General features: G+C 46.7%; 1 protein-coding gene and 1 pseudogene (1 of these 2 running past the window's edge). Both read right to left on the reverse strand.

What is annotated here, in order from left to right:
* Positions 1 to 140: chromate transporter (locus QZ327_RS14030; protein ID WP_294620312.1), on the reverse strand; the 140-nt coding region annotated here is incomplete at its 3' end.
* Positions 141 to 230: 90 nt separating this feature from the next.
* Positions 231 to 2,137 (reverse strand): annotated as a pseudogene (purL, locus tag QZ327_RS14035) (phosphoribosylformylglycinamidine synthase) (its annotated part continues 384 nt past the right edge of the window); the annotation flags it as partial.

Genomic DNA, 2,137 nt, shown 5'->3' on the forward strand with positions numbered 1-2,137 from the left:
TCAATAAAGTCCTCTTTGTCGATCCATTTCCGCTTGTCCACTATTTCATCTTGAATTAGAGGAACCATGGCATATCCTCCGCCGATGGTAAATAATCCTATCTTTAAAAAGATAAGGAATGATTGTAGATAGAAATTCATTTTTTCCTTAACATGTCAAAATCTGTTATATACAAAAAAGCGGTAATCAGTCCGATTCACCGCTTTTTTAGTAAATATAATAAATCGTTTTTATTTTTTGTTCATCTCAACCCATTTTCTAGCATTGACAAATGCTTCCATCCATGGAGTAATCTGATCGTTCTTTATTCTGTCAGCCGGATAATAAGCATTTTGCCATGGGAAACAAGAGCGTTCCAGATGAGGCATCATGGCCAGATGGCGGCCGTCGGGACTAGCCAGACCGGCTACGCTGTAATCCGAACCGTTCGGGGTGCCGGGATACTCGTCGTATGAGTATTTCAATACCACATTGTATTTGTCTTCCTCATACGGCAATGAGAATTTACCTTCTCCATGGGCTACCCAGATGCCCAGCTTGCTTCCGCTTAACGAACCGAACATGACACTTCTGTTCATCGGAACGGTAACACCCACAAAATTGGATTCGAATTTATGTGAATCATTGTGCAGCATTTTCGCTTTTTGGGTGAAATCGGGGTTGATCAGGTTCAATTCTATCATCAGCTGGCAGCCGTTGCATACACCTAATGACAAGGTATCTTCACGTGCATAGAAGTTGTCCAGCGCCGCTTTTGCCTTGGGGTTGAACAAGAAAGCTCCCGCCCATCCTTTGGCAGATCCCAAAACGTCCGAATTGGAGAACCCGCCACAGAATACGATGAAATTGATATCCTCCAATGTCTCGCGTCCGCTGACCAGGTCGGTCATTGTCACATCCTTCACATCAAATCCTGCCAAATAGAGCATGTAAGCCATTTCGCGTTCGCCGTTGGTTCCCTTTTCACGGATAATAGCCGCTTTGATACCGGTCGGAGTGCGACGGTCGGGGGTCAGGCCGAACTGTGAAAGTTTGCCGGTGAATGATTTGTCGAATACAAATTCCAAAGGTTGTTTCTTGTAGTTCTCGAAACGTTTTTGGGCACAACCATTCATGCTCTGCTTGCGGTCCAGCAAGTAAGAGGTGGAATACCATACATCGCGCAGATAGTCTATGCCGAACTGGTAAGTCGCATCTCCCTTTTCTACCAGGATATGCCGTTCTTCAGCCGGTTTACCTAATTTTACGTAGCCTATGCCTGCTTCTTCCAAGATCTTTTTCACTTCATCTTTGTGCTTAACAATACCCGGATTTTCGGCGAACAATATCTTGATGATGTCATCTTCCTTAATCTTGTTCAGGCTGATTTCCATACCGCCTTCCATATTCGAGAAGCACATTTCAAGCAGTGTGGTGATAAGACCGCCGGCGGAAATATCGTGACCGGCCATAATCAGACCTTTGTTTACCAGTTCCTGTACTGCCAGGAATGCGTCACGGAAATATTCAGGGTTTTGTACGGTCGGTACATCGTCGCCTACCTTATTCAATGACTGTGCAAAGGCGGAACCTCCCAGACGCAACTTGTCAAAGCTGAAATCAATGTGGTAGATCGTACTCTTTTCATCATTTACCAATACGGGCGAAACCACTTTTTTCACATCCGAAACTTCGCCGCCGGCTGAAACGATGACAGTTCCCGGGCTGATGACCTTTTCACCGTCAGGATATTTCTGAGTCATTGACAAAGAGTCTTTTCCGGTCGGCACATTGATTTGCAATGAGCAGCAGAAATCGGAAAGGGCTTTTACGGCAGTGTACAAGCGGGCGTCTTCACCTTCCTGTGCACGGCATGGCCACATCCAGTTGGCAGATAGTGAGATGCTGTCCAGTCCTTCCGCCATCGGAGCCCATACAATATTGGTCAGTGCTTCGGCTACCGATAAAACGGATCCTGCCGCCGGATTGGCCAAGGCTGCCTGAGGGGCATGACCTAAAGAAGTGGCTATACCTTTTTCGCCGCGATAGTCCAATGTGACTACCCCGCAGTCGCTCAGAGGCAACTGGATTTCACCCTGGCATTGCTGGCGGGCAATCTTGCCGGTTACGGAACGGTCCACCTTGTTGGTCAACCAAT

Source organism: uncultured Bacteroides sp., assembly GCF_910578895.1.
Classification (GTDB): Bacteria; Bacteroidota; Bacteroidia; order Bacteroidales; family Bacteroidaceae; genus Bacteroides.